The following is a 19479-nucleotide window of genomic DNA, read 5'->3' on the forward strand; positions in this document are numbered from 1 at the left end:
AACAATGAAAGATGTCGTCATCGTGGGAGCGGCACGCACGCCCATCGGCTGCTTTCAGGGGGCGCTTTCCCCGCGCAGCGCCTCAGAGCTGGGAAGTGCAGTAGTGAAAGCCTTGCTTGAACGCAGCGGTGTGAGCGAGCAGGAAGTCGATGAAGTTATTCTCGGGCAGGTTTTGACGGCAGGCGCCGGGCAAAATCCGGCGCGACAGACCGCACTGAACAGCGGTTTGCCCTGGTCTGTTTCCGCCATCACCATTAATGACGTGTGCGGATCTGGCCTGAAAGCGCTGCATCTTGCGACGCAGGCCATTCAATGCGGTGAAGCGGATGTGGTGATTGCGGGCGGGCAGGAAAACATGAGTCGCGCGCCACACGTTTTGGCCGATAGCCGAAACGGCGCGGGGTTAGGCAATTCCCAACTCATCGACAGCCTGGTTCACGATGGTTTGTGGGACGCGTTCAATGATTACCACATGGGCGTCACCGCTGAAAACCTCGCTCGCGAATACGGTATTAGCCGTGAAAGCCAGGATGCTTACGCGTTGGCCTCGCAACACAAAGCGCGGGCGGCAATCGATGCCGGGCGTTTTAAAGATGAAATCGTCCCGGTGGCGTTTGAGTCGAATAGTGGAAAACTGGTGATTGTTGATACTGACGAACAGCCGCGCACCGATGCCAGTGCCGAAGCGTTAGCGCAGCTGCGGCCAACATTTGATATCGCCGGTAGCGTGACGGCAGGAAATGCCTCTTCAATTAATGACGGCGCCGCAGCGGTGTTAATGATGAGCGCCAGCAAAGCCGAAGAGCTGAATTTACCGGTTCTGGCACGCATTCGGGCTTTCGCCAGCGTTGGAGTGGATCCCGCCTATATGGGGATTGCGCCAGTCACGGCGACTCAGCGGTGCCTTGAGCGTGCAGGCTGGACGCTGGAAGAGCTTGATCTTATTGAAGCCAACGAAGCCTTTGCGGCCCAGGCGCTTTCAGTGGGTAAAATGCTGGAATGGGACGAGCGCAAAGTGAATGTTAACGGTGGTGCGCTGGCACTAGGGCACCCCATTGGCGCCTCGGGCTGCCGAATTCTGGTGTCTCTGGTGCATGAAATGATCAAGCGAGACGCCAAAAAAGGACTGGCAACATTGTGTATTGGCGGCGGGCAGGGTGTTGCCCTGGCAATTGAACGAGATTAACAGTACCCATCACTCTTAAAGCGCAAGCGTAGGTCGGATAAGCGCAGCGTCATCCGACAAAAATAACCAGCGTAAATTAAAGCCTTCCCAGCGGAAGGCTTTTTTCTTTTATATAGATCACACTCTCACCCCGATTTATTTAACTGCGTCACATATTTTTATTCATTTCTCAATTTTATTATTAAGAAATCTGCCGATTTAATTTTATTTAAGTCGGTTTGTATTTCTGTGTAAATAAACTTAAACATCGTTGAAATGCATTTTTAAAAGTGTTTTTAGCTCTTTTAATGTGATGCCTGTCGCCAAATGTCAGGCTTTGATGTTTGTTTTGTTGATAGTCATCACGAATATTGCCATGTGTGTATTTTGACATAAACATTTACGATCTCGATCACTAAAATATTGTTCATTTAAAAATAAAATCCAGTTTCATAATAATGAAACGATATTTCAATGAGGGATTAGAAACATGTTGAAGAAAACTCTGGGTCTGGCAATGTTGATTGGTGCTTCTTTTGCAGCACAGGCTGTAACCGTCGACTTACGCCATGAATACATTGACGGTGGTAAGACGGATAAAACCAACGCTGACCGCGTCTCAGTTTCGCATCGTTTTGCAAATGGTTTTGGTTTCTCTGTTGAAGCGAAATGGAAATCAGGCGGTGATAATACCGATCAGCCATTTGCTGATTTCATCGGTAATGGACATGAAGAAGCGATTAGCTGGCAATGGAAAGCCAATAAAAACTTCTCGTTAACACCAGGTTTTAATATTGAAAGTAACGACAGTCGTACTATTTATAAGCCAAACTTGCGCGCACAATATAGCTTCGACAATGGTTTCTATGTCGCAGTCCGCTACCGTTATGACTACACCCGTTACCCGGCAAGCGCGAATAAAGAAGATGATAAAGTGAACCGTGGTGATGCGTGGGCTGGTTTTGTGATGGGTGACTGGCGTACAGAGCTGAACTACGTTTATGCGCGTAGTGAAGAAGGTAACGCACGTAATAATAACAAACCTTATTCTCAAGAATATAATGTGAAGTTAGCTTATAAACTGGATAAAAACTGGGCTCCATATGGTGAAGTCGGCAACGTCGGTGTGAATGACCGTGACGATCGCCAGACCCGTTTACGCGTCGGTGTGGCATACAGTTTCTAATAGCGTATTAATAACGTCATTCATTAATATCCTTTCACTGAGCCTCCGCTTTTGCGGGGGCTTTTTTACAGCTGAATTATGTTGGGTGTGAATTGAATGATAAATGATATAAAAAAGCCCTCTCATTATGAGAGGGCAAGGCCTACACAGGGCACACTATATTTCTATCAGGCGGGAATAAATTCTGGGTTCGCAGGAATTTTTGCAATATACAGTGCCGGTTTACCGTCTTTATCTGAGCTAAATAATATTGCGCTGTCGTCCGGAGTAAATGAAGGATGCGGATGCGTCACCTGACGGCTATTAGCAAATGTCGCCCAGGAAGTATCGTGACGGGCAACGCGGAAATAAGCTTTCTTCGCCACGTCGAATGCATACAAATAAGGATCGTTATCGATGGTATAACCGCTGGTATCTTTAACATCGACTGGCGTACCTGAGCCATCGCCTACCAGTAGCGTGCCGTCAAAGTTGCTCATCAAGTGAGAACATGCAGGCATCTGCATCACTTCTTCATTAATTCCGTTGTCCGGGTTGTAGCTATAAATGGTTCGGCCTTGCTGGCCTTTCAGATAAGAAACGTACATCAGCGATGAGCCGTTTGGCACCCAGAATTCATGGGTGCAGCTTTCGCCTTCGGCGTGTTCCTTAACTTTACGCACGTTGCTCCCGTCTTCGTTGACCATCCACATCCGCGCATCGACCAAGTCATGCGGGCCTTCGTGGCAGAACGCGACGGTATTGTCATCGAACGGGCGATAAATCGGGTGGCCGAGCCAGTTTTTTTCCTGATGAATAACGGCGCTTTCACCGGTTTGCAAATCAACGCGCAGTAAGCGGCAATTTGGCCCTTTGTGGAAGAAGTCATGGAAGATTTTCCAGTCGTTCAACGGAACCCAGTCGTCTTTGGAGATTTCGATACCGACTAATTTGGTGCAATCGCTGTTCGCCACCCAAGTGCCGTAACCCACCCAGTCTTCCGGTACGCGATACACTTCGCGTTCAACTAACGTTTCAAGATTGACTTCCAGTAACGTGCGCTCGTTCTTCACGTAATAGAGGGATTTGTCATCCGGAGAGAGGAAGCCACCGAAGGTGTTGTCGCCCGTTCCTTCAGTCAGTTGCACCGCTTCGGCGGCGGCGATATCCAGCAGATAATAATTCCAGTTGCCGTCAAACTCGCCAGCAAACAGGAGTTTACTGCCATCCTGAGTGAAGCATTTTTGATAGAAGTAATTACGATGACACGTTACTTCCGGTGGCGTTAAGCGGGTGACTTCGACGCCTGTGTCTGGGTCCTGGCTCACTTCATAAACCAGTTTAACCCGCATACCTTTAGCCATGATGCTCTCCTTTAAATGGCAATTCATATCTGCCGAAAATTTACGTTCGAACTTCTGGTGTTAATTTATCAAAACATTGTTTCAATGTGTGTGATTGCATTCACTAAACGGTGACAACATTCACAATACTTTTATCAGACTGATGGATCAGGAGGGGAAAATGGCGGGTAAGCGTGATCGGAATATCAAATTTGAAAACTATCTCTCAAAAGTTGAAACATCGTTTCATTTATAATTGAAAAGAGGTTTCAACAAGATTAGTATTACGCCATCAAAGATTACGGAACAGTGTTTTTACCGTAAGTGATTTATGAATGGCGCAGTTAGCGCAGACAAATTTTCCCCGAGATGCTTGCGCTAACAGCAAGCCCGTATAAAAAAGGAAACCTACATGATTTTGGATTCGTTCTCCCTGGAAGGTAAAGTTGCTGTTGTGACGGGTTGTGATACTGGCCTGGGCCAGGGTATGGCTATCGGTCTGGCTGAAGCGGGCTGTGACATCGTGGGTATCAACATTGTTGAGCCAGCTGAAACCATCGAGCGCGTGACCGCGATGGGCCGTCGCTTCCTGAGCCTGACTGCTGACCTGCGTCAGATTGATGGTATTCCGTCTCTGCTGGAGCGTGCGGTTGCTGAGTTCGGCCAAATCGATATCCTGGTGAACAACGCGGGTCTGATTCGTCGCGAAGACGCGATCAACTTCAGCGAAAAAGACTGGGACGACGTGATGAACCTGAACATCAAGAGCGTGTTCTTTATGTCTCAGGCTGTTGCGCGCCAGTTCATTGCTCAGGGCAAGGGCGGCAAAATCATCAACATCGCTTCTATGCTTTCTTACCAGGGCGGTATTCGCGTGCCTTCTTACACCGCATCTAAGAGCGCGGTGATGGGCGTGACCCGTCTGCTGGCGAACGAGTGGGCGCAACACGGTATCAACGTGAACGCTATCGCCCCGGGTTATATGGCGACCAACAATACTCAGCAGCTGCGTGCTGACGAAGAGCGTAGCGCGGCAATCCTTGAGCGTATCCCTGCGGGTCGCTGGGGTCTGCCAGAAGATCTGAAAGGTCCAATCGTGTTCCTGGCGTCAACCGCTTCTGATTACATCAACGGTTATACCGTTGCGGTTGATGGCGGCTGGTTAGCGCGTTAATCCCCTCTACAAAATCAAACCTCCTGAAATCAGGAGGTTTTTTTATATCTATACTCTCGCTAAATACAGCGCAGGCATGCCTTCTTCGTCGGAGGTGTAGAGCACCCATTGGTTATCTGGGCTAAATGACGGATGCGGATGCGTCACCTGACGGTCGCCATCCAACACTTTCCAGGAGGTGTTGTGGCTACAAACCGCTTTTTGCGTTCCTTTCTTAAGATCGAATACCCAAATGAAGGGATCGTTAAGATCGATATTTCCCGTTTTATGCGGTGCGCCATCACCAACAACCAGCGAGCCGTCGTGGTTGCTCATTAAATGTGAGCAAGGCGGAATGGTGCGCAGTTGACGATTCTCCAGCGTTTGCGGGTCGGCGCTGCATAAATAGCGGTGCGCGTCGCCTTCTTTGTGCGCGACGTAATAGAGAGCAGACCCGTCCGGTACCCAGAATTCATGAGTAAAACTTTCACCTTGTTCGTGCTGGCGAACTTTACGCAGATTGCTGCCATCCTGGTTAATCAGCCACATGCGGGCATCGATTGCATCGCGCGGACCTTCATGGCAAAACGCGACGGTTTCGTCGTCTAGCGGTCGGTAAATCGGATGACCCAGCCAGCGTTTTTCTTGCAGGATGACTTGCTGCTCGCCGCTGTTTAAATCGATACGAATCAAACGGCATTCCGGGTTCGTGAAATAGAAATCACGGAATTTTTGCCAGGTGGTGAGCGGTGACCAGTCGCTCTTTTTGATTTCAATCCCCACCAGTTGGCTGCAATCAGAATTCGCCACCCAGGTGCCGTAGGCCACCCATTCGTCATCGACTTCATACACGACGTATTCTTCGAGCGACTCCAGATCGACGCGGCGTAATTCGCGGGTGTTTTTCACATACCACAGTGACCGGTCGTCAGCCGACAAAAATCCGCCGAAGGTGTTGTCGCCTTCGCCTTCCGTTAGCTGCGTGGCAATTTGCTTGTCTAAATCCAGCGAATAGTAATTCCAGTGGCCTTCGAACGCGCCGCCGAAAATCAGCCGCTGCCCGTCGTGACTAAAGCATTTTTGATAGAAATAATTGCGGTGGCAAATGATGTGCGGGGGCGTTAAACGAAGCACTTCCGTACCGGTTTCCTTGTCGCGTCGGGCGCGGAAGGAAAGTTGAATTTTCTTACCCTTAGCCATAACGATTCTCCTGAGAAATCTAAAAAAATGCCCCGCCACGCGATGAAACGGGCAGGGCATGAATTTCAATACTTAGGCTGAATAATTAGCGCATTGCGCGTTTCAGAATACGATTACCCTGGCGTTCAAACTCAGCAGCCGTTTCTTCTACGGATTTCTGGCCATAGTCGATGTACTGCAAAGAAGTCCCAAACAGGGAAACAATCTGCGGATCGTCAAAGTATGGCGATGTCGACAGTTTGTTTGGCAGCGATTGCGCCAGTTTCAGGCCCGCCACCGCCGGGTCGTTATCTTTGATCACGCCATCAGCCGTCAGTTGCGTAACAGCTGCTTTGCTCAATGGAACACCACGCTCCAGACCCAGCGCTTCCACGCCTGCTTTTTCGTTCAGCAAGAAGTTGATCAGCATCGCGGCTTCTTTTGGATGCTTAGTCGTTTTGCTGATTGAGAACATCTGCGCGGGTTTGAAGAACAGACCGGCATCCGTTGCACCCGGCAGCATTGGGTAAGAACCCAGTTCCAGTTTTGCTGGTGGCTTCAGGTTGTCGGAATACTTGTTAATGGTGGAGTTCCACATGTAAGTCCCCGCCCATTCGCCTTCAATCCACGGCTTCATTTCGTACATGTTGCTCTTACCAAATGACGCATAGTATTTGGTGTCAGGCATCACGTGGCTATCGATGAGCTTTTTGTACATGCCAAAGAACTCGACCCACTGCTCTTTGCTGTAGCCAAACTGCTTTTTCGCCGTGTCGATTTCAGGAATGTTGTATTTCTGTACCATGTAAGAGCGCAGCAGAGAAAGCGTATCCTGGTGTTCTAACACCACCGGGAAGTACTGTTTGCCCAGTTTGCTTTCAAAGGTTTTGCCCGCTGCCATCAACTCTTCCCAGGTTTTAGGGTAAGAGATGCCAGCCTTTTTCCAGGTTTCGTCGTTGAAATAGAACACGCGCGCGGTCACGGAAATTGGGATCCCGTTCAGCTTGCCGTCAACCGTGGTGGATTGCAGTTCTTTCGGATCAAATTGCGCCAGATCCAAATCGCCCTTCACGGTATTCAGGTCGTAGAACCCGGTGCCGGTTTTAGAGAAAATGGGCAGCCAGTTCCAGTTCGTTTGCATTACGTCAGGCTCAGTGCCGCCCGCGATTTGCGTCGTCAGACGGGACAAGTGGCCGTCCCAACCGGTGTATTCCGACTTCACTTTAATGTTCGGATGTTGCTTCTGGAACTCTTCAACCGCTTTCAGCGTGACCTGATGACGGCCATTACCGCCCCACCAGGACATACGTAAATCCACTTGATCTGCCGCGAATGCAGAACCGGCAGCCATTGCTAAGGTAGAGGTAATCAGGGTACTTAACAGCACTTTTTTCATTATCATAGACTCCTGTCAGAGTGAGATGTTTTGTTCTGTTTTAGCGTCGAAAATATGACATTTTTCCATGTCAAACTTGAAATACACCTTGCGGTGAAGGCCTTTCTCAATCATTGGCTTAGCTTCATCGGAAGGGATGCGGCAGGTCATTTCAAAATCAGCTACTTTCAGGTAGATGAAGAATTCGTGGCCCATATTCTCTACACGCACCATTTCACCGCTTGAATGGCTTTCAGCGAACGGTTCATCAGAGATTGAAATAAACTCAGGACGGATGCCGAAGAAGATGTCCTGATTTTTGTACTCCGCGCAGCGCTTCTGCTGACGCTCGTTCAATGCCAGCGTATCGTTCCCGACGCTAATTTGCAGACGGCCTTCTTTTTCGATCAGTTTGCTCGGGCGAATATTCATTTCCGGCGCACCGATAAAGCCCGCCACGAACATGTTTTTCGGGTAGTGATAAAGATTATCTGGCGTATCCACCTGCATGATGTGGCCCAGTTTCATCACGCAGATACGGTCGCCCATGGTCATCGCTTCGGTCTGATCGTGGGTAACGTACACGGTGGTCGCGGGTTTGCCGCTCTTCTTGAGCTGTTTGTGCAGGTCGGAGATACGAATACGCATCGACGCGCGCAGCTTGGCATCAAGGTTGGATAGCGGTTCGTCGAACAAGAACACATCCGGCTTTTTCACAATCGCACGGCCTACGGCCACACGTTGTGCCTGGCCGCCAGAAAGCTGACGCGGCAGGCGGTCCATCAGCTCATCCAGCTCAAGGATTTTCGCAGCCTCATTTACCTGGGACTCAATCTGCTGTTTTGGCAGCTTGCTCAGTTTCAGGCCGAACGCCAGGTTTTCGCGCACCGTCATGTGTGGATAGAGCGCGTAGTTCTGGAACACCATCGCGATACCGCGAGATTTAGGGGCCAGGTTGTTCACCACACGGTCGCCGATTCTGACTTCACCGCCGCTGATGGTTTCAAGACCCGCCAGCATGCGCAGGGTGGTTGATTTCGCACAGCCAGATGGGCCGACGATAACCATAAACTCACCGTCTTCAATCTTCAGGTCGATACCATGAACCGCCTGGAAGCCGTTGGAGTAAACTTTTTGCAATTTGTTGAAAATAACTTCAGCCATGATATTCCCTCACTTAACCTTTAATTCCGCTGCTGGTCACGCCTTGTACGAAGTAGCGTTGAGCCAGGAAGAAGATGATGATCGATGGCAGAATGGAGATGCTCGCCATTGCCAGAATTTCGTTCCATGGAGCGCCTTCAGTCACGTCGATAGACATTTTGAGCGCCAGTGCAATGGGGTATTTGTCTACGCTGTACACATAAATCAGCGGCCCGATAAAGTCGTTCATTGACCACATGAACTGGAACAGGGCGACAGAGATAATGGCCGGTTTCAGAATCGGCACTACCACATACCACAGCACCTGGAAGGAGTTACAGCCGTCAATTTGCGCGGCTTCTTCCATATCGCGTGGCACGCCACGCAGGAACTGGATCAACATGAAGACAAAGAATCCCTGGGTTGCGAATGCCATTGGCAGCCACAGCGGCAGATAGCTATTCAACATGCCCATTTCACGGAACATCAGGTATTGCGGGATTAACAGCACGGTGCTTGGCAGCAGCATGGTGGTAATCAAGGTTGCGAACCAAAACTTCTTAAACGGGATATCAAAACGGGCGAAGCCGTAAGCGACAATCGTTGAAGAGATAATGGTTAGCAGCACTTTTGGAATCACATACTGCATGGTGTTCCACATGTAGTGACCAAAGGTGTACTCAGTACCGGTTTTCCAGCCGTTGACGAAACCGTCGCTGGTTGGGTTTGATGGCCACAGTCCCAGCGTGGTGAAGATCTCGTGGTTCGGTTTAAACGCCGCCGAGAACATCCACACCAACGGGTAGAGCATTAACAGGCCGACCGCAATCAGCACCACGTAACGGATAGTGCGGCTGATTTTTTCACGGCGCAAAGTCTGCGCGATCTCTTCTTCTGCAAGGTCCGTCGCATTTTTAGCCGCTAGCTGGCTTGGTTGGATATCAGCCATTTTTGCCTCCCTTATCTGCGGAGTAGAACACCCAGTATTTCGATGACTTAAAGGCGATGGAGGCAAAGACCGCCACGACCAGGAACAGTACCCACGCCAGCGCTGCGCCATAACCCATATCGAAGTATTTGAACGCGGTGTCGTAGATGTAGAGCGAGAACAAGTAGGTGTAGTGAGTCGGGCCGCCACCGGTGATGATGTACGGTGCGGTAAACTCCTGGAACGCCTGCGTGGTCTGCATGATGAAGTTGAAGAAGATGACTGGCGTAATCAAAGGCACGGTCACTTTCATGAACATCTGCCATTTAGACGCACCGTCGATCATTGCCGCTTCATACTGTGATTGCGGAACGTTTTGCAGAGCTGCCAGGAAGATAACCATCGCAGAACCGAACTGCCAGACACGCAGCAGCGTAACGGACATCAGCGCCAACGAAGGCTCGCCCAGCCAGTTCACCGGGTCCAGACCGAACACACCAATAAAGCTGTTCAGCAGGCCGTCGATGGCAAACAGTGCGCGCCACAAAACTGCGATGGCGACAGAGCTACCCAGAATTGACGGGATATAATACGCAGTACGGAAGAAGCCGATGCCGCGCAGTTTAAAGTTCAGAACAAATGCGATGCCGAGTGCGAATGCGAGTTTTAACGGAATGGTTAAAAACACGTAGGCAAACGTCACGCCCATGGATTTCCAGAAGAGTGAATCTTCGGTCAACATGTAGCGATAGTTCTCGATACCGTTAAATACCGGCGGGTTCATCAAATCGTACTCAGTAAAACTGAGGAAGAAAGATGAAACAAACGGGAAGGCAGTAAAGACTAACAACCCTATTATGTAGGGTGAAATCCATGCCAATCCCAGCATTCTGTTTTCATTCATACATATTCATTCCCTGGTAATTGATTGATATTGAAATATTAAATCACCGTTACAGTTGCTCATCATCCATATCGATTTATAGATTTCATAAACATCCGAACCATGGTTCCTGATTTGTAAAACAGCGTTTTAAATAATCTTATTACGATTTGTAACTGAGTCATTCAATTCATGAAGGAAATGTGATCAAAGTCGAAACACTGTTTTGATTATGTGAAGGGAACGAGGTTTTGCGCGGGACAGGGGAAAAGAGAACACGATTTTCGAAAATTTGAAAACTGCAAGAGTTGGTGGTTGTCTTTCAGACAATTCTTGTGAATAATGGCGCTCATTAAAGGGCTCCATTTTGTGTTGTGAATTTGTTTCTTTGTTATCTGAGTGTTACATGTCATTCGGGATGTTGTACCAGGTGGGCATTTGCGCTGGCAATGACACGAATAAGGAACAGAAGTACCTACTTTCTCACCGTTTAAATCTTACTTGCTGACCAAAAATATGACGTAGGTGTTGCGCTCACTTGTGTGAGTAACGAAAGCAGGTCTTTTTCTTAATATTTTAAAAAACTGGCTAGTTATGTCTTCCATCGAAATGAAATCCAATCTATTAGAAAATACGTCTTCTTATCCGCTCATGGCCCCACAGCATGAAGAGATAGACTTATTGAGCCTCTTATCGACACTTTACGCCGCTAAAAAACAGATCGTCACAATTACGCTTCTGTTCGCACTGTGCGGGTTGGCCGCCAGTTTCCTGCTGCCACAAAAATGGACCAGCGAGGCGGTGATCACGCCACCTGAAAATAGCAATATTATTGAATTACGCCGTGCGGTGGTGGATTTGACCGTGCTTGGTGTCGAAACCAATCTTGATGCTGGTCGCCTCTATAATAAGTTTTTAAAGAAATTTGATTCTCAGGAAGTGCGCGAAAAATTCCTGGCTCAATCTCCTTATGTACAAACGCTGCTGAAAAACCCAAATGTAGATAAGAGTGACTTGTACCGTGCAATTGTTGGTGTTTCAGCAAAATTCAAAGCCATCGACAACAGCGACCCTAAAAAAAGCGACAATGCACCTTATACTTCATGGACACTGAGCTTTACCGCGCCTGACGCAGATGATGCCCAGCAAGTGCTGAAAAGCTATGTTGATTTTGTTTCTGCTGAAGTGAATAAAGACATTATTACCAATGTGAAAAATGCAATCGAACTCAAAGTTGCATTTGAAAAAAATAAGCTGGCACTCGACCGTGTTAACCTTCAGAACCAACATAATGTTAACCTGGAGCGCCTGGGATACTCATTGCAGGTGGCGAATGCTGCGGGTCTGGAAAAACCGGTATACAGCAACGGGCAGGCGGTAAAAGATGATCCTGATTACTCTGTTTCCCTTGGTTCTAAAGGGCTGACCGAGAAGTTGAAGATTGAGCAGTCGATTAAAGATGTCGCGCAGATGAATGCATCACTACAAAACCGTGAGCATGCCCTGAGCCAATTAGAATCCATTAACCTTGGCAATGTTGATTTCACGTCTTATCAATTGCAAATGCAGCCATCATATCCACTAAAAAAAGACGGCCCGGGTAAAGCCCTCATGATTATACTGGCGGGGTTGGTGGGGTTGATTGTTGCATCTGGTTTGGTTTTAGTTCGTGGGGCTTTGGCATCACGTATGCATATTGAAGAAATCTAATCGCGCATATTACGCTTCACAAAACGGCTTCCTGAAAAGAAGCCGTTTTTGTTTGTCCATTACTTCAGAAAATCTTCGCGCATTGGGGTGAAGGTATCAAGCAGAGTACCTGCTTCCAGACAAACGCAGCCGTGCATCACATGCGGTTCTTTATACAGTGTGTCGCCTGCGGTAACGCGATGAGTTTCTTCGCCAATGGTGAATTCAAATTCACCTGACAGCACATAAGTCAGCTGTTCATGAGGGTGGTTGTGCATTGGGCCGATAGCGCCTTTTTCAAAATTAACCTGTACCGCCATCATTTTACCGTCATGCGCCAGAATACGGCGGCTCACGCCCGCACCTAAATCTTCCAGTTGAGTATCTTTAATAAAGGTGAACATTTCTCGATCCTTAGTTATGTGAAACATTGTTTCATTTAAATAATCGTATCCTGAAAAATACAATTGCGATAGTTCACCCCCGTGTTTTGTAAGGCCGATCACGCTTTCGCGTTTTGTCATCTCTCTGATATAACCTATGGAATAAATACGAACAGGTGAAACGTGATGAAAACAATTGGCTTGCTGGGCGGGATGAGCTGGGAATCGACTATCCCTTATTATCGTTTGATTAACGAAGGCGTTAAGAACCGTTTAGGGGGCTTACACTCTGCAAAGATCCTGCTGCACAGCGTTGATTTTCACGAAATCGAAGCATGCCAGGCCAGCGGTGAATGGGATCGGGCGGGGGATATGCTGGCGCAAGCGGCACTGGGCCTGCAAAAAGCAGGTGCTGAAGGCATCGTGCTGTGTACCAACACCATGCACAAGGTGGCGCATCATATTGAATCACAGTGCGATCTGCCGTTTTTACATATCGCAGATGCGACGGGCCGTGCCATTACGGCGCAAGGTGTCAATCAGGTTGCGCTACTCGGCACGAAATACACCATGGAACAGGATTTCTACCGGGGTCGCCTGACGGCTGAATTTGGGATCGAATCCTTAATCCCTGATGAACCGCAGCGTTTGCGCATTAACCAGATAATTTTTGAAGAGCTGTGTCTGGGCAAAATCACCGCCGAGTCGAAGCAGTATTATCAGCAAGTTATTACCCAACTTCAGGAACAGGGCGCGCAGGGCGTGATTTTTGGCTGCACTGAAATCGGCTTGTTGCTCAATCAACAAGATTGCCCGCTCCCGGTATTCGATACCGCGGCTATTCACGCCGCTGATGCGGTCAATTTCATGTTGGCTGAGTAATATTTTTTTAGTTCATATTCCAAGTAATCTGGCGGCTGAGTTCACTCTCCCGCCTTTTGTTATTTCTGCAATCTGGAGTTAATTCCATGCCTGTTTCCTTACTCGCGCTGGCGATGAGTGCGTTTGCCATCGGCACGACGGAGTTCGTCATTATGGGCCTGTTGCCCGATGTCGCAGGGGATCTGTCGATTTCTATTCCTGCGGCGGGATGGCTGATTAGCGGCTATGCGCTTGGCGTGGCGATTGGCGCGCCGATCATGGCGCTGCTCACGGCAAAATTACCGCGCAAACTCTCACTCGTCTTGCTGATGGTGATTTTCATCGTCGGTAACATCCTGTGCGCGCTGGCGCTGAATTATCACTTCCTCATGCTAGCTCGCATTATTACGGCACTCTGTCACGGTGCTTTCTTCGGAATCGGCGCAGTTGTGGCGGCAAGCCTGGTGGCGCCTAATCGCAAAGCCTCGGCAGTGGCACTGATGTTCACAGGCCTGACGTTAGCCAACGTGCTGGGCGTGCCGATTGGCACCTGGTTTGGGCAATTGTACGGCTGGCGCTCGACGTTCTGGGGCGTGGCAATCATTGGCGTGGTGGCGTTTATTGCGCTGATTGTCAGTTTGCCATCGCAAAAAGAGCACACGCCGACCAATCTCAGACGCGAAGTCAGCGCGCTGGCGAACGGCAAACTGTGGCTTTCTTTGACGATGACGGTCTTTTTTGCCGCCGCGATGTTTGCTTTGTTTAGTTACATTGCGCCAATGCTTTTGCAGGTGACGGGCGTGACTCATCAGGGGGTGAGTTGGACACTGTTCCTGATGGGAGCCGGTCTGACGGTAGGGAATATTTTGGGCGGGCGCCTGGCAGACTGGAAAGTTTCTTTTAGTTTAATCCTGAGTTTTAGCCTGATTGCCATTTTCTCACTGCTGTTCCGCTGGACCAGTCACGGCCTGTGGCTGGCTGAAATTACGCTGTTTCTCTGGGCGATGGCGGCATTTGCGACGGTTCCCGCGCTGCAAATCAACGTGGTTCTGCACGGCAAAGATGCGCCGAATTTGGTTTCCACGCTCAATATTGCCGCATTTAACGTCGGCAACGCATTAGGTGCCTGGGTTGGCGGCTCTGTGATTGCGCACGGTTTCGGACTGACGGCGGTTCCGGTCGCGGCAGCAGGGCTTGCGGCAATTGGCCTGGTTATCTGCTTGATTAACTTCAGCAATGGCACCGGGCATCAGCACCCGGCCACCGAACATTAAATCAGGCATCCAGCAGCGCATTTAGCGGCTCGATATAAACCTGCATATTGGTTTGTAAGTGCTCGCTAAAAGCGCTAACCAGCGCGGAAGCAGGGCGGTGCAGGGGGCGAATCAGGCTCACGGTAAATGGCACCGCCACGCTAAAGCGCCGTGCGACAACACCGCTTGAGGCGTAATCCAGAGCCGTCAACGGATTGACGACCGACACGCCCACTCCGGCCCGCACCATCGCACAAACTGACGCTGCGCTGTGTGTTTCCATCACCATGCGCCGCTTGACGTCGTGCTCCTGAAACAGTGAATCCAGCAACTGGCGATAGCTGTCGGTGCGCGAAAGGCTGATGTAGTTTTCCCCGGCAAAATCTTGCGGCGTGAGCACTTTTTTATGGGCGAGGGGATGGCTTGCGGGCAACACGCAGACTTCGTTGAGCGTCAGCAACGTCTGGCGTTCGGTTCCGGCGGGCGTCACGGTATTTTCGGTCAACCCTAAATCGTGGCGCTGGGCAGAAAGCCACTCTTCTAACAGCGGTGATTCTTGCGGCACGATATTGAGACTTAATTCAGGGTAACGCGCCAGAAACGGCTGCACTAATACTGGCAGAAAAGATTGTGAAAACACCGGCAGGCAGGCAATCGACAACTCGCCCTGGCGAAATTCACGCAGGCTTTCGGCGGCATTCAGAATTCTGTCCAGTCCATACCAGGATCGCTGCACTTCTTCAAACAAGCGTAAACCCTGCACGGTGGGATGTAACCGCCCGCGGCTACGTTCAAATAATTGCAGGCCAATCAGCTTTTCAAACCGCGCCAGCTCACGGCTGACGGTTGGCTGCGACGTATGCAGCAGCCCTGCTGCTTCAGTCAGATTGCCAGCGGTCATCACCGCGTGGAAAATTTCGATATGGCGTAAGGTTATTGAGGGCATAACGATCTCCTGTTTTCCATATCAGTTTTGCATAGACTCGAGAGAAATCGATATTTTTTCTTCACTTCGCGGTATGGCGTAATACAAAAAAATGAAATGTTGCCGGAGCCACCATGCCACGCCCACTCAATAACACCGACACCGCGCTGAATGCGCAAAACCTGCTGGCATTGCCCGCGGAATTTGGCTGCCCGGTCTGGGTTTATGACGCTGAAATTATTCGCCAGCAGATTGCCCAGTTGCGCCAGTTTGATGTGATTCGTTTTGCGCAGAAAGCGTGTTCTAACATTCACATTCTGCGTCTGATGCGCGAGCAGGGCGTGAAAGTGGATTCGGTTTCAGAGGGGGAAATTGTCCGTGCTTTGGCGGCGGGCTATAACCCGATGGAAAACAAAAACGATATCGTATTCACCGCCGATATGATTGATCCATCGACGCTGGCGCTGGTGGCTGAACAGCAGATTCCGGTGAACGCGGGTTCCGTGGATATGCTGCAACAGCTTGGTGAAGTGTCGCCGGGCCATCGCGTCTGGCTGCGCGTTAATCCTGGTTTCGGTCACGGCCACAGCCAGAAAACCAATACCGGTGGCGAAAACAGTAAACACGGTATCTGGCATGCAGATTTGCCGCAGGCGTTAGAAGTTATCCAGCGCTATAAACTGCACCTGGTGGGCATTCATATGCACATTGGTTCCGGCGTGGATTATGGCCATCTCGAGCGTGTTTGTGGCGCAATGGTGCAGCAGGTGATTGATTTTGGTCAGGATCTGGAGGCGATTTCCGCAGGTGGGGGTTTGTCTATTCCGTATCGCGAAGGCGAAGAAACCATCGATACCGATCACTATTACGGCTTGTGGAATGCGGCGCGTGAGAAAATCGCTCAGCGCCTGGGGCATCCGGTCAAGCTGGAAATCGAACCGGGGCGTTTCCTGGTGGCGGAATCCGGGGTTCTGGTGGCGCAGGTGCGCTCGGTTAAAAATATGGGGTCGCGCCACTTCGTGCTGATTGACGCCGGGTTTAACGATTTGATGCGTCCGTCGATGTACGGCAGCTATCACCATATTTCCGCTCTGGCAGGGGACGGACGTGAACTCGCCGCACTCCCGCGGGTAGAAACTGTAGTCGCCGGGCCGCTGTGTGAGTCGGGTGATGTGTTTACCCAGCAGGAAGGCGGTAAAGTGGAAACGCGCGCGCTGCCGCCCGTGCAGGTCGGCGATTACTTAGTGCTGCACGACACCGGCGCGTATGGCGCATCGATGTCGTCCAATTACAACAGCCGCCCATTGTTGCCTGAAGTGTTATTTGATAATGGTGTGGCGCGACTGATTCGCCGCCGTCAGACCATTCAGGAATTGCTGGCGTTGGAAATGTAATACGGGCCAGGGCCGACTGACTCGCGTAACACCAGTTTGCCGACAAACGGCGGGATAGCTTTAAGCGGCTCGCCGTTTGCCAGTTTTATCGCCTGATCGATTGCGGTGGTGATCATGCTGTCGATAGGCAGATAAACGCTGGATAACGCGGGTTCAAGCCACTGCGCGCTCGGGGCATCATCAAAACCAAACAACGAAATATCCTGCGGAATCCGCACTCCAGCCTGATGCAGCGCCTTTGAAGCGCCCAGCGCCATATCATCGTTACAGGCAAACAGGGCGCTAAATGGCACCTGGCTTTCCAGTAATTCCTGACACAATTTATGGCCAAGCACCATGCTTGAATCGCCATATTTCACTCGGTCTTCGTTAAAAGCGATGCCATGTTTTTGCAATGCTTTTCTGTAACCCATCAGACGTGCCTGGCCGGTTGGCGTAGAAATGGGTACGGTAATGCAGGCGATATCTCGATGGCCTTGCTCAATGAGATAATCGGTCGCCTGAAACGCAGCATCCTGCTGTTCAAAGAAAACGCAGCGATCGCGCGCCTGGCTAACATCGCGGTTAATCACGACCAGCGGGACTTTGATGCTATTCATTAGCGACAATAAAGTACGTTCGTTCATAAAACGGGTGTACAGCACGATGGCATCGCAATGGCGGTCGACCAGCATTTGCACGGCTTCGAGTTCTTTTTGCGGCGTATCGTGCCCATCGGTGACAATCAATTGCTTGCCCCAGGCTTCCGTCTGCCGTGAGGCTTGTTGCAACAGGCGGCCAAAGTAGAACCCGTCAAAAGTCGACACCACCAAACCGACACTATTACTGCTACGGTTCGCCAGCGATCGCGCCAGAAAATTAGGGCGATAGCCCAGTTCTTCCATGGCGGTAAACACCTGCTCGCGGGTGCTCTCTTTAACTTGCCCAATTCCGTTAAGCACGCGTGATACCGTTGCTTTGGAAACGCCTGCGCGTAGCGCGACATCCAGCATTGTTACCATCAATTCATTCCTGATTAAGACGCTTGCCGCGTGGTCGCATAATGGCGCTAGTTTATCACGCTGTGATGATGAAACATGGCGCTAGCAGCAATTGTCGTGCCGGATCACGCTTTTGAATGATTCAGGCAACTTATATTTATTTGGTATACCAGATTATCCATATTGGAATTCCAATATAACAATGTGGGACGTTTATCACGGAAATGTTAATGAGTTGGTTCTATTTTTGGCATACCAAATCGTTCGTTAAACATCACCCTACATAATAAAAAACGACAACACTGAGGTATACCCTATGGCTTTGCAGGAAAAGTTAATCGACTCTCTGGGAAGTTTTGCCACTAAATTCAATAGCTACCGCTATATTATGGCGATCAAAGCTTCCTTCATTACCCTGATGCCGGTGATTATCGTCGGGGCATTTTCGGTCCTCATCTCGAATATGGTGCTGGATCCTAAAAACGGCCTCGCCAGTTTTTCTGCACTGTCGTTTCTCGCCCAACTCAAGCCGATTACCGCGGCGATTAACTACGCCACGCTTAACTTTTTAAACATTGGCGCGGTGTTCCTGATTGGTATCGAATTAGGCAGAATCAACGGCATCAAAAGTCTGTTCCCAGGCTTGCTGGCGGTTATCTGCTTTATTTGCGTGACGCCAACCACCATCGAAATGATGGTCGATGGGCAAATGCATATGGTGAAAGACATTCTGGCGCGCCAGTTTTCTGACACCCGTAGCCTGTTCCTCGGCATGTTTATCGCTATTTTGTCGGTGGAAATTTACTGCTGGCTGGAAAAGCGCGAAGGCCTGAAGATCAAAATGCCGGATACCGTTCCGCCTAACGTTTCCGCCTCTTTCTCCGCGCTGATCCCCTCGATCATTACCGTTACCGCCATCGCGACGTTTGGTTTTGTTTTCCACCAAACTACCGGCATGTACCTTTACGACGCGGTGTATCAGGTGGTGCAGCAACCGCTGGAGAAAGTGGTGCAAAGCCTGCCGGGAATTTTGCTGCTGATGTTTGTCGCACAACTGTTTTGGGTTATCGGTATTCACGGTAATCAGATGATCAAACCTATCCGCGAGCCGCTGCTCCTCGGGGCGATTACCGTCAACATGAGCGCATTCGAGCAAGGCAAAGAGATCCCTAACATCATCACCATGCCGTTCTGGGATGTGTATATGAGTATTGGCGGTTCCGGTTTAACGATTGGGCTGCTGATTGCGGTGATGATTGCGACGAAGCGCAAAGAGATGAAAGAAATCGCCAAACTGTCGTTCGGCCCTGGGATCTTCAATATCAATGAGCCGGTGATTTTTGGTATGCCGATTATGCTCAACCCTATTCTGGCAATTCCTTTCATTATTACGCCGCTGGTTACCGGCTCTATTGGCTACTTCGCAACGGCAATGGGTTTTGCCGGTAAAGCCGTTGTGATGGTGCCATGGACCACGCCGCCGCTGATTAACGCCTGGCTTTCTACCGCCGGTTCGATGGGCGCGGTCGTCACGCAACTGGGCTGTATTCTGGTTTCGGTTCTGATTTACCTGCCGTTTGTGAAAATAGCCTCGCGCCGTGCTGAACAAGCGCAGTTACAGGCCGAACAGCAACAACTTGCCAAAAACGTGTGAGGAAGG

General features: G+C 50.0%; 17 protein-coding genes. 8 read left to right on the forward strand and 9 right to left on the reverse strand.

The window, feature by feature from the left end; translation table 11 throughout:
• Positions 1 to 4 precede the first annotated feature (4 nt).
• Both DY231_RS04335 and DY231_RS04340 read left to right on the forward strand, forming a co-directional pair.
• A complete protein-coding gene (locus DY231_RS04335) occupies positions 5 to 1186 on the forward strand; it encodes an acetyl-CoA C-acetyltransferase (protein WP_115627409.1) in 1182 nt (393 codons plus the stop codon).
• Between the two features lie 469 nt (positions 1187 to 1655).
• Positions 1656 to 2351, forward strand: coding sequence for an oligogalacturonate-specific porin KdgM family protein (locus DY231_RS04340; RefSeq protein WP_034498124.1), 696 nt, complete (start codon positions 1656 to 1658; stop codon positions 2349 to 2351).
• Positions 2352 to 2518: 167 nt separating this feature from the next.
• Here DY231_RS04340 and DY231_RS04345 read toward each other — a convergent pair whose 3' ends face one another.
• Positions 2519 to 3694, reverse strand: a complete 1176-nt coding sequence (locus DY231_RS04345) for an oligogalacturonate lyase family protein (protein WP_115627410.1) — start codon at positions 3692 to 3694, stop codon at positions 2519 to 2521.
• A 391-nt stretch (positions 3695 to 4085) separates the two neighbouring features.
• Here DY231_RS04345 and kduD point away from each other — a divergent pair, with 391 nt between their 5' ends.
• Entirely contained in the window at positions 4086 to 4847 is a 762-nt protein-coding gene (gene kduD / locus DY231_RS04350; RefSeq protein ID WP_115627411.1) for a 2-dehydro-3-deoxy-D-gluconate 5-dehydrogenase KduD, read from the forward strand.
• Positions 4848 to 4895: 48 nt separating this feature from the next.
• On the opposite strand, the gene DY231_RS04355 is transcribed toward kduD, so the two are convergent.
• The 5 genes from DY231_RS04355 to DY231_RS04375 form a co-directional block, all read right to left on the reverse strand.
• On the reverse strand, positions 4896 to 6026 hold the full coding sequence (locus DY231_RS04355; protein ID WP_115627412.1) for an oligogalacturonate lyase family protein: 1131 nt from the start codon (positions 6024 to 6026) through the stop codon (positions 4896 to 4898).
• Positions 6027 to 6111: 85 nt separating this feature from the next.
• Positions 6112 to 7401, reverse strand: a complete 1290-nt coding sequence (locus DY231_RS04360) for an ABC transporter substrate-binding protein (RefSeq protein WP_115627413.1) — start codon at positions 7399 to 7401, stop codon at positions 6112 to 6114.
• Between the two features lie 15 nt (positions 7402 to 7416).
• Positions 7417 to 8544: an ABC transporter ATP-binding protein gene (locus tag DY231_RS04365; protein ID WP_115627414.1), complete on the reverse strand. Its 1128-nt coding sequence runs from the start codon at positions 8542 to 8544 to the stop codon at positions 7417 to 7419.
• A gap of 13 nt (positions 8545 to 8557) precedes the next feature.
• On the reverse strand, positions 8558 to 9472 hold the full coding sequence (locus DY231_RS04370) for a carbohydrate ABC transporter permease (protein ID WP_115627415.1): 915 nt from the start codon (positions 9470 to 9472) through the stop codon (positions 8558 to 8560).
• Positions 9465 to 10355: a carbohydrate ABC transporter permease gene (locus tag DY231_RS04375; RefSeq protein ID WP_034498111.1), complete on the reverse strand. Its 891-nt coding sequence runs from the start codon at positions 10353 to 10355 to the stop codon at positions 9465 to 9467. Before DY231_RS04375 ends, DY231_RS04370 begins: the two co-directional genes overlap by 8 nt.
• 573 nt (positions 10356 to 10928) lie before the next feature.
• On the opposite strand from DY231_RS04375, the gene wzz(fepE) reads away from it, so the two are divergent.
• Positions 10929 to 12044 (forward strand): LPS O-antigen length regulator Wzz(fepE), encoded by a 1116-nt coding sequence (wzz(fepE), locus tag DY231_RS04380; RefSeq protein ID WP_115627416.1) that lies wholly within the window; start codon positions 10929 to 10931, stop codon positions 12042 to 12044.
• A 59-nt stretch (positions 12045 to 12103) separates the two neighbouring features.
• On the opposite strand, the gene DY231_RS04385 is transcribed toward wzz(fepE), so the two are convergent.
• On the reverse strand, positions 12104 to 12427 hold the full coding sequence (locus tag DY231_RS04385) for a cupin domain-containing protein (protein WP_034498106.1): 324 nt from the start codon (positions 12425 to 12427) through the stop codon (positions 12104 to 12106).
• Between the two features lie 165 nt (positions 12428 to 12592).
• On the opposite strand from DY231_RS04385, the gene DY231_RS04390 reads away from it, so the two are divergent.
• Both DY231_RS04390 and DY231_RS04395 read left to right on the forward strand, forming a co-directional pair.
• Positions 12593 to 13288: an aspartate/glutamate racemase gene (locus DY231_RS04390; RefSeq protein ID WP_115627417.1), complete on the forward strand. Its 696-nt coding sequence runs from the start codon at positions 12593 to 12595 to the stop codon at positions 13286 to 13288.
• An 86-nt stretch (positions 13289 to 13374) separates the two neighbouring features.
• The gene (locus DY231_RS04395) at positions 13375 to 14541 is read left to right on the forward strand and encodes an MFS transporter (RefSeq protein WP_115627418.1); all 1167 of its coding nucleotides are present in this window, start codon (positions 13375 to 13377) and stop codon (positions 14539 to 14541) included.
• A 1-nt stretch (position 14542) separates the two neighbouring features.
• Here the strand turns inward: DY231_RS04395 and DY231_RS04400 are convergent, their stop codons facing one another.
• Positions 14543 to 15466, reverse strand: coding sequence for a LysR family transcriptional regulator (locus DY231_RS04400; protein ID WP_115627419.1), 924 nt, complete (start codon positions 15464 to 15466; stop codon positions 14543 to 14545).
• A gap of 113 nt (positions 15467 to 15579) precedes the next feature.
• Here DY231_RS04400 and lysA point away from each other — a divergent pair, with 113 nt between their 5' ends.
• Positions 15580 to 16839 (forward strand): diaminopimelate decarboxylase, encoded by a 1260-nt coding sequence (lysA, locus tag DY231_RS04405; RefSeq protein ID WP_115627420.1) that lies wholly within the window; start codon positions 15580 to 15582, stop codon positions 16837 to 16839.
• Here the strand turns inward: lysA and DY231_RS04410 are convergent.
• A complete protein-coding gene (locus DY231_RS04410) occupies positions 16812 to 17840 on the reverse strand; it encodes a LacI family DNA-binding transcriptional regulator (protein WP_115627421.1) in 1029 nt (342 codons plus the stop codon). The genes lysA and DY231_RS04410 overlap by 28 nt on opposite strands.
• A 295-nt stretch (positions 17841 to 18135) precedes the next feature.
• Between DY231_RS04410 and DY231_RS04415 the strand changes: the two genes are divergently transcribed.
• Complete coding sequence (locus tag DY231_RS04415; RefSeq protein WP_115627422.1) at positions 18136 to 19473, forward strand: PTS sugar transporter subunit IIC; 1338 nt, start codon at positions 18136 to 18138, stop codon at positions 19471 to 19473.
• The last annotated feature ends 6 nt before the right edge of the window (positions 19474 to 19479 follow it).

Origin of the sequence: Buttiauxella agrestis, assembly GCF_900446255.1 — a bacterium.
In the GTDB taxonomy this organism is placed as follows: domain Bacteria; phylum Pseudomonadota; class Gammaproteobacteria; order Enterobacterales; family Enterobacteriaceae; genus Buttiauxella; species Buttiauxella agrestis.

Coding starts and splice junctions, on each gene's coding strand:
- DY231_RS04335 (WP_115627409.1), top strand. CDS start 5: ATGAAAGATGTCGTCATCGTGGGAGCGGCACGCACGCCCATCGGCTGC.
- DY231_RS04340 (WP_034498124.1), top strand. CDS start 1,656: ATGTTGAAGAAAACTCTGGGTCTGGCAATGTTGATTGGTGCTTCTTTT.
- DY231_RS04345 (WP_115627410.1), bottom strand. CDS start 3,694: ATGGCTAAAGGTATGCGGGTTAAACTGGTTTATGAAGTGAGCCAGGAC.
- kduD (WP_115627411.1), top strand. CDS start 4,086: ATGATTTTGGATTCGTTCTCCCTGGAAGGTAAAGTTGCTGTTGTGACG.
- DY231_RS04355 (WP_115627412.1), bottom strand. CDS start 6,026: ATGGCTAAGGGTAAGAAAATTCAACTTTCCTTCCGCGCCCGACGCGAC.
- DY231_RS04360 (WP_115627413.1), bottom strand. CDS start 7,401: ATGAAAAAAGTGCTGTTAAGTACCCTGATTACCTCTACCTTAGCAATG.
- DY231_RS04365 (WP_115627414.1), bottom strand. CDS start 8,544: ATGGCTGAAGTTATTTTCAACAAATTGCAAAAAGTTTACTCCAACGGC.
- DY231_RS04370 (WP_115627415.1), bottom strand. CDS start 9,472: ATGGCTGATATCCAACCAAGCCAGCTAGCGGCTAAAAATGCGACGGAC.
- DY231_RS04375 (WP_034498111.1), bottom strand. CDS start 10,355: ATGAATGAAAACAGAATGCTGGGATTGGCATGGATTTCACCCTACATA.
- DY231_RS04385 (WP_034498106.1), bottom strand. CDS start 12,427: ATGTTCACCTTTATTAAAGATACTCAACTGGAAGATTTAGGTGCGGGC.
- DY231_RS04390 (WP_115627417.1), top strand. CDS start 12,593: ATGAAAACAATTGGCTTGCTGGGCGGGATGAGCTGGGAATCGACTATC.
- DY231_RS04395 (WP_115627418.1), top strand. CDS start 13,375: ATGCCTGTTTCCTTACTCGCGCTGGCGATGAGTGCGTTTGCCATCGGC.
- DY231_RS04400 (WP_115627419.1), bottom strand. CDS start 15,466: ATGCCCTCAATAACCTTACGCCATATCGAAATTTTCCACGCGGTGATG.
- lysA (WP_115627420.1), top strand. CDS start 15,580: ATGCCACGCCCACTCAATAACACCGACACCGCGCTGAATGCGCAAAAC.
- DY231_RS04410 (WP_115627421.1), bottom strand. CDS start 17,840: ATGGTAACAATGCTGGATGTCGCGCTACGCGCAGGCGTTTCCAAAGCA.
- DY231_RS04415 (WP_115627422.1), top strand. CDS start 18,136: ATGGCTTTGCAGGAAAAGTTAATCGACTCTCTGGGAAGTTTTGCCACT.